Raw genomic sequence first — 8,294 nt, forward strand, 5'->3', positions numbered from 1 at the left:
AGCCCGTCCTATAAACTGGGCGGGCTTTCCGGCCCACCCCACTGTTAGGGGGTAATTTATTTGTTGGAAATCCCTAAGGCTACGGTGTACACACAAGCCTTGTAGGAGAGGGAGGTTGGGAGGGAGAGGTCAATCGAACTCACGTTTTTTTAGAAACACGTAACAGGGCTGATGTAGATAATAGGGATAAGCCTTGTTGCGTGGTAGTTTATGATGCTGGACTTGCAAAAGTTTTACCAGGCTTGCAACCCAAGTAAGACCTTGGTAGTGAGCAATCCCTTAGATAGACAATACTATATTGATTTCGCCTCGGTGCGGGGTGGCAGGATAATTGAAGAGTTAAAGGAAAATATTACATTTTTTTCTCCGGATGAACCGACGTGCGAACTCTTTACGGGACATATCGGCTGCGGTAAGTCTACAGAATTGTTGCGGCTGAAAGCAGAATTAGAGGAAAAAGGCTTTCATGTCGTTTACTTCGAGTCCAGTCAAGACTTGGAATTGGGTGATGTGGATATTTCTGATATTATGCTGGCGATCGCCCGCCGAGTCGGTGAAAGTCTTGAGAGCCAGGAAAAACTGCAACTCAACGAACCTAAAGGTTTGAAAAGTTTACTGCAGGGTATCGCCAAACTATTCCAGGTAGAATTGGAAGTATCTGCAGAAGCATCACTGGGTATTGCCAAGATTACAGCCAAGGCAAAAGACAGCCCAGAACTCCGCAATAAGTTAAGAGAATATCTCGGACCCCGAACTAAAGGAATTTTAGACTCAATTAACGAAGAACTGTTGCAACCTGCTGTTGAGAAACTGAAGCAACGGGGCAAAAAAGGACTGGTGGTCATTGTTGATAATCTTGACCGTGTGGAGAATTCTCAAAAACCCTGGGGAAGACCGCAACCAGAATATCTCTTTGTAGACCGGGGTGAACAGTTACGTCAACTCAAGTGCCATGTCGTTTACACGATGCCTTTATCGCTAAGGTTCTCAAATGACATAGAAAGATTAACTCAACGATTTATGGTCAACCCCAAGGTACTGCCAATGGTACCTGTGTTGCAACGAAATGGTAGTGTTTGTGAGGAGGGGATGTATCTACTCAAACAGATGGTGCTAGCAAGAGCCTTCCCACGTATACCAGAAGAGTACCGTTTCGATTTAATTATAAATATTTTCGACAGTCCAGAAACTTTAGAGCAATTGTGTCGCGTCAGTGGCGGTCACGTCCGCGAGTTACTCATGTTGCTTTATGATTGGATTAAAAAAGAACGTCGGCTTCCCCTGTCAAAGAACATTTTGGAAACTGTGGTCAAAGCACGTAGCAATCAAATGAAGTTAGCAATTACAGACAATGAGTGGGAATTGCTGCGACAGGTGGAAAAAAATAAGCAGGTGCGGGGAGATGAAGACTATCGCAGTTTAGTTCACAGTCGGTTTGTGTATGAATATTGCGATCGCGACGGTTCTTGGTTTGATATAAACCCGATTTTGGCAGAAGCAGCATCCCACCGCTAGAGCGTCGGTTCAGTCATCAAAAACCTAACCCCCCAGCCCCCTTCCCTAAAAGGGAAGGGGGAGCATTACTCCCCTCACCAAGGTAGGGGAGGGGTTGGGAGAGAGGTTCAATCGAAGATTACTCAATAGATGTTCTAGCTGATGGAAGTAGGGGACAAGGGGACAAGGGGACAAGGGGGCGACTCATGACTAATATTATGAATCAGCAGGGGCAAATCGAAGATATTGCAGCTTTCAACGAAAATTCTCTACAGGAGTTAAATTGGGCTATTGAAAGTTCTGGGGGAGAATTTTCGCTGATTTTGGCACACTGTAATTCTGCCAGTTTGCGACAGCGACTGACACAAGAATTGCAAGCATCGTGTCGTGTGGAAATCCGCAAGATAATTCTGGAGCAGGCTGTTACAACCCTCTACACAACGATTCAAGCAGAACTGGGTAACGAGCATCCCGAAGCAATAATTGTTTCTGGCTTAGAGTCGGTGAAAGCCATTGATTCTATGCTGACGGGTGCAAACCAAGTCAGGGAAGAGTTTCGCAAAAATTTTCCCTTCCCCGCGGTGTTATGGGTAACGGATGAGGTGCTGCAAAAGCTGATTCGCCTAGCGCCCGATCTCCAAAGTTGGACAACAGCAGTTGAGTTTGCCATCCCTACTGAAGATTTAATTCAATATATCCAGCAAACAGCTGATGAAGTTTTTGCCAAAGTTTTAGAAGTGGGTGCGGGGAGATTTCTCGATAACACCGCTCTTAACCTGGGAATTGGTTCCCCAAGGCGCACGGAGTTGGAGTTAGCGCGAGTGGAACTGCAAAATCGCGGCGTAACGTTACACCCAGAAATTGAATCGAGTTTAGAGTTTGTCTTAGGTAGAGATGCTCATGGTTCAATGGAGCAGTCCCGGCAACATTACGAGCGTAGTTTAGCAATTTTGCAGCAAGCAGCAAAGCAGGACAAGGGGACAGGGGAAGGAACATCTCCCCATCTCCCTATCTCCCCATCTCCCCACTCCCCACTACCAAACTTGCTTGAACGCCGCGCTTGTCTCCTCTACTGCATGGGTTTATGGTGGCGTACTTACGCTGTGTTGCATCATACGGAGAGCGATCGCTCTCGTGCTACTGCTAAAGATTATTTTCAAGAATGTATCACAGTCTTTGACCAAGCTAACCGCGAGGATTTGGTAGCTAATTTTATCAACGGTTTAGGAGCAGTACTGCAACGGATGCAGTGCTGGGATGAATTAGAAGCGGTTGCTCGTAGAGCAATATCTCTGCATCAAACCTATCCGCATCCGTTTAGATTAGCCAGGGCTCATGGTTTCCAGGCTGAAGTCGCACTTGCTAAATTGGCTTGGAAAGAAGCTCAAGAAGCAGCACAGCAAGCCCTGGAGATTTTGGACAGTGCAGCATCCACCGCAGAAAATTCTGTCTCATCAGAAACAATTGCCGATTTAGAATGGGAGCAATCGTCTCACCGAGGTTGGTATTTATTTGCCTTAGCGAGGGCGCAGATTGCACTTGGCGAGAAAAAACAAGCTATAGCTACCTTAGAAACTGCTAAGGTACAAACTAAGGCACAGTATGATCCAGAGCTTTACATTGAGATTTTGAGCGAGTTACGCGACTGTTACTTTCAACAAGCTGAATATCTCAAAGCATTCAATATTAAATTAGAACTGCGATCCAGTGAGCAAACCTATGGTATCCGTGCTTTTACCGGTGCAGGACGGTTGCAGCCAAAGCAACAGGTGACAAACCCCGCTTTAGTACTGGTAGAACAGCAAGAGACAGTCGCCCAAGAAATCGCTGCAACAGGAAGAGAGCAAGATATCAAGCGCCTGGTTGAGCGTGTAGCTCGTCCTGATTACAAGTTGACGATTATTTACGGACAGTCGGGTGTGGGCAAAAGTTCGATTTTGCAAGCTGGCTTAATACCAGTATTGAAAAATAAAGCGATCGGCACTCGTGATGTTGTACCAGTTTTGCAGCAAGTTTATCCCGATTGGATTCGGGAATTGGGCGATCGTTTAGCTGAGGCGCTTCCACAGAGGCGAACCTCTCCCCCAACCCCTCCCCTTGTAGGGGAGGGGAGACAAACTCCCCCCTTCCCTAGCAGGGAAGGGGGGCTAGGGGGGTTAGGTCTAAGCGATACCAAAAGTTTTACATCTAACCTCCTCCCCATCAACGGGGAGGGAGCAGGGGATGGGGTCAGCGCTATCCTCAACCAATTGCAAACAAACGCCGACAACGAACTGCTGACAGTTTTAATCTTCGACCAATTTGAAGAATTTTTCTTCGTTTACAAAGACCCAAAACAAAGACTCACTTTTTATAACTTTTTGCGGGAATGCCTAGATGTTCCCCATGCCAGAGTTATCTTAGCATTGCGAGAAGATTATCTCTATTATCTCTTAGAGTGTAATGATCGTCTCACGAATTTAGAAGTCATTAATAACAATATTCTTGACAAAGATATTCTTTATTACTTAGGTAATTTTTCAAGAAAAGATGCAAAAGCATTAATCGAAAGCTTTACTCACACAACAAAATTATTATTAGATGCAGAACTCATTGATGCATTGGTAGAAGATTTAGCTGGTGATTTTGGAGAAATCCGTCCGATTGAGTTGCAGGTAGTAGGGACGCAACTGCAAACAGAGAAAATTACAACGCTAGCACAATATAAGAAACACGGTCCTAAAGAAGAACTGGTAGGGCGATTTTTAGAAGAAGTCGTCAAAGATTGCGGCACGGAAAACGAGCAAATCGCCAAACTTGTGTTGTATTTGCTGACAGATGAAAACAACACTCGTCCCCTAAAAACTCGTGCCGATTTGGAATTGGAACTAGAGGTAAAATCTGAAACACTCGATTTAGTGTTATTAATTTTAGTGAAATCGGGGTTAGTGTTTAAAGTGCCAGCAGTTCCTGCTGATCGTTATCAACTCGTACATGATTATTTAGTTCCCTTTGTTCGTCAGCAGCAATCACAGCGATTAATTGCAGAATTAGAGAAGGAAAGAGAGCAACGCAAGCTGACTGAAGCGAAGTTGAATCAGGTGCTGAGAAAGCAACTGCAAGATGCACGGCGGGCAACATTTACCCTAGCAGGATTAGCAGCAATAGGGGGAGTTGCAGTAACAGCAACATTAGTTGGGATAAATTTGTACCTAAACAATCTCAGTTTATACTCAGGAGATAAAACAAAGCTTGAATCTTTAGTATCCAGTCTTAACGCAGGGAAAAAACTAACACAATTATCTCTTGGAGCAATACCAGGTACTCAGCTAAATGTTCTTACTAGGCTCAATCAAGCAATTTATACAGTAAGAGAAGTCAAGCGTTTAGAAGGACACCAAGAAACAGTCACGAGCGTTAGTTTTAGCCCAAAAGACAAGTTTTTAGCAACGGTTAGTAAAGATAAAACCGTGAAAATTTGGAGTATCGATGGCAAAATTGTTAAAACATTACCCGGACATACAGATATTGTCAATGCTGTTAGTTTTAGCCCTAATGGTAAGTTGTTAGCTACAGCTAGTAAAGACCAAACTGTAAAAATCTGGAGTATTGACGAAGGTAGAGAAATTCAAAATTTAACCGGACACAAAGGAAGTGTAAAAAGTGTCAGTTTCAGCCCCGACGGTAAAATGCTAGCAACTACTAGCGACGATAAAACTGTCAAAATTTGGAGTTTTGATGGCAGAGAAATTCAAACTTTACAAGGACATACAGGAAGTGTCACCAGTATTAGCTTCAGTCCCAATGGTAAAATTTTAGCATCGGCTGATAATGATAGTGTTGTAAAAATCTGGAGTCTTAATCGCAATTTAATTAAAAATATAGATAACTATGGTGCTCTTAGCATGAGTTTTAGCCGCGATGGCAAAAATATTATTCTTACCAATAAAGATAAAAGAATTAAAAGCTATGACCTTAATGGAACTTTACTAAAAAATATTGGTATTTCCGAAGAGATAGATTTAACCAAGTTAAGCCCAGACGGTAAGATACTAGCTTTCGTGCCTCGTGGTTCAAGTACTTTATCTATCAAGAGAAACTCTAATAATGCCCCGGACGCAAAAACTCTAGGTAGCCATAGCGATATTATCACAGACGTAAGTTTTAGTCATGATGGCAAACTGTTAGCCACAGCAAGTAAAGACAAAACTGTAAAACTCTGGAAAATTGAAAACCCAACTTTCAAACTTATTAGCAATAAAGAAAACCAATATGATAACAACAGCATTAGCTTTAGTCCAAAGGGCGAGATAGTAGCAACTGGTTCCTATCAAAACAATGCAGTTAAACTTTGGACTCGCGATCGCCGTTTAATCAGAAATCTTGAAGATGCTACTTCAGTTATAGAATTTAGTCCTGATGGCAAAACTCTTGCCACTAGCAGTGACACTCAATCTGTAGAGCTTTCTAGTCTTGATGGTCGAGATATCACTTTAAAGGGAAAACCTGGTAGAGTTGGCAGTATTGCCTTCAGTCCAAATGGCAAAACTATTGCTTCTGCTATTGATAAAACCGTGAACCTTTGGAGTAAGAGTGACGGTACTTTTCTCAAAAGCTTAACTGAACATAATAAAACTGTTAAAAGCATCAATTTCAGCCCTGACGGCAAAATCATTGCTTCTATTGGCGATGATAATAGAGTGATAATCTGGACTAGTGAGGGCAAGTTAATTAAAATATTGGATGGACATACTGAGAGTGTTGAGGAAGTTACTTTTAGCCCAGATAGTCAAATTATTGCTACACGTGGTGATGACAATGTAGTTAAATTATGGAGGGAAAACGGTACTTTTATTAAAACCTTGACCGGACATACTGGTCAAGTAAAAAGAATCATTTTCAGCCCTAATAGCAAGATTATTGGTTCTGTAAGTGAGGGAGATGACGGTGTAAAACTTTGGCGGCGCGATGGCAGTTTGCTCAACAATATTGAGTACCCAGGCATTAATGACATCCGTTTCAGCCCTGACAATAGTATTATTGCTTCTATCAATCAAGACAAAACCGTTAAACTCTGGAATCTCGATGGCAAGTTATTAAAAAACTTTAAAAAGCATAACGATACTATTAATGACGTTAGTTTCAGTCCAGATGGGGAAACTATTGCCTCTGCCAGTGATGATGGAAAGATTCAACTTTGGCGTAGAGACGGTAGCTTAATCAAAACCCTTCGCGGACATACCAGTGGAGTTAAGAAAGTCCGTTTTATTGACCCTAATCGTGAAAAGATTGTCTCTATTGGGAATGACAATATGGTGCTACTTTGGAGTCGTGAAGGCGAGCTACTCAAAACACTCCAAAAAGGCAGGGAAGAAGTTTCAGTTGACTATAATCACTATAATGACATCAATATCAGTCTAGACAGCCAGATTATCAGCTTTTACAGCTCTTTTTACAGTAGTGCTGAAAACGAGTTTCTCTTCACAGCGACAATGTGGAATCGTGAAGGGAAAAAACTCAAAGATATAGAAAAGCCTTATTATGTCGATTTCTCTAACATTAAAGTCAGTCCAGATGGCAAGACAGTAGCTTTTGCTATAACAGAGAGTCCTGTGAAACTTTGGAATGTTAATAACGGCAGAAGATTAGCGATCCTTAGAGGAAACATAAATATAAGATTTAGTCCTGATAGCAAGACGATTGCCTCGTTTGGTGAGGATAACACAGTTAAACTTTGGAAAATAAACAGCAACGGTGAGTGGGAAACGCGCCCCTACCAAACCCTTAAGGGACATAACGACAAAGTCAACAGCGTCAGTTTCAATCCCGATGGCAAAATTATTGCCTCTGCTAGTGATGACACAACCGTCAAACTTTGGAACAGTGACGGTACTCCCTTAAAAACTCTTAAACATAACGGTAAAGTCAACAATGTCAGTTTCAATCCCACTGGCACAACGATTGCTTCTGCTGGTGAGGATAACACTGTTAAACTCTGGAGGAGGGACGGAACACTGCTTAAGAGCCTTCCACATAGCCGTCCAGTCTACAGTGTCTCTTTCAGTCCAGACGGCAAAATGATTCTTTCTGTTACTGCTAACAACAATGAATCTACAATTGTACTTTGGAATAGCAACGGCACAGAAATTAAAACTTTCCAGGGCAGTACCTTCAGTTTTAGCTCTGACGTTAAGAAGGCAGAAGTACGAAGGCAGAAGGCAGAAGGCGTCCCCACGAATGAATTCGGGGGATTTAATAAAGTTGCTACGCGTTTATTTTTCTCCATAAATAAATTCAGGGGCTTTAAACCTTATGGCAGAGAACAGAGGACTTATTTTTGTATCAAAGCTTACCTTCTTTCCTTCTGCCCTCTGCCCTCTGCCCTCTGCCTTTCTTCGGTAAGATACTAGCCGTAAACGATTCCAATGTTCTCAAGCTTTACATGCCCAACGGTTTTTGGGTCAAAGAAATCCCAATTGAAGGCTTTAATAATGTATCCCAGTTGAGTTTTAGTTCTGATGATAAGGCTCTTGGTATCGCTAGTGTAGATGAAGTATCTGTTTTGAGTTTAGAACCAGATGAACTTATTAAGCATGGTTGCAAGTGGGCACATGATTATCTGAAGAATAAACCTAAAGAGGAGAGCGATCGCACTGTTTGCGACGACATCAAGTAAGCTAGGCTTGAGCATAATTACAAATAAAAAACGGCGATCGCACTGTTTGCGACAACATCAAGTAAATCACTCTTTAGAGCGCATACGAACAAAAAACGGCGATCGCACTGTTTGCGACAACATCAAGTAAATCACTCTTTAGAGC

Annotated in this window: 3 protein-coding genes; all 3 read left to right on the top strand. The window is 42.5% G+C overall.

Features of this window, described 5'->3' with window-relative positions; all coding sequences use genetic code 11:
* Window positions 1-210 precede the first annotated feature (210 nt).
* Window positions 211-1,515: a P-loop NTPase fold protein gene (locus ACM0OZ_RS35330; protein ID WP_414587501.1), complete on the top strand. Its 1,305-nt coding sequence runs from the start codon at window positions 211-213 to the stop codon at window positions 1,513-1,515.
* A 185-nt stretch (window positions 1,516-1,700) separates the two neighbouring features.
* The gene (locus tag ACM0OZ_RS35335; RefSeq protein WP_414587502.1) at window positions 1,701-7,883 is read left to right on the top strand and encodes an eIF2A-related protein; all 6,183 of its coding nucleotides are present in this window, start codon (window positions 1,701-1,703) and stop codon (window positions 7,881-7,883) included.
* 32 nt (window positions 7,884-7,915) lie between these two features.
* Window positions 7,916-8,149, top strand: a complete 234-nt coding sequence (locus ACM0OZ_RS35340; protein ID WP_414587503.1) for a hypothetical protein — start codon at window positions 7,916-7,918, stop codon at window positions 8,147-8,149.
* Window positions 8,150-8,294: the final 145 nt, after the last annotated feature.

It is taken from the genome of Scytonema sp. PCC 10023, assembly GCF_963920835.1.
GTDB lineage: Bacteria > Cyanobacteriota > Cyanobacteriia > Cyanobacteriales > Nostocaceae > Kalymmatonema.

Excerpts from the sequence above, each read along its gene's own strand:
- ACM0OZ_RS35335 (WP_414587502.1), top strand. The coding sequence starts at position 1,701 with ATGACTAATATTATGAATCAGCAGGGGCAAATCGAAGATATTGCAGCT.
- ACM0OZ_RS35330 (WP_414587501.1), top strand. The coding sequence starts at position 211 with ATGATGCTGGACTTGCAAAAGTTTTACCAGGCTTGCAACCCAAGTAAG.
- ACM0OZ_RS35340 (WP_414587503.1), top strand. The coding sequence starts at position 7,916 with ATGCCCAACGGTTTTTGGGTCAAAGAAATCCCAATTGAAGGCTTTAAT.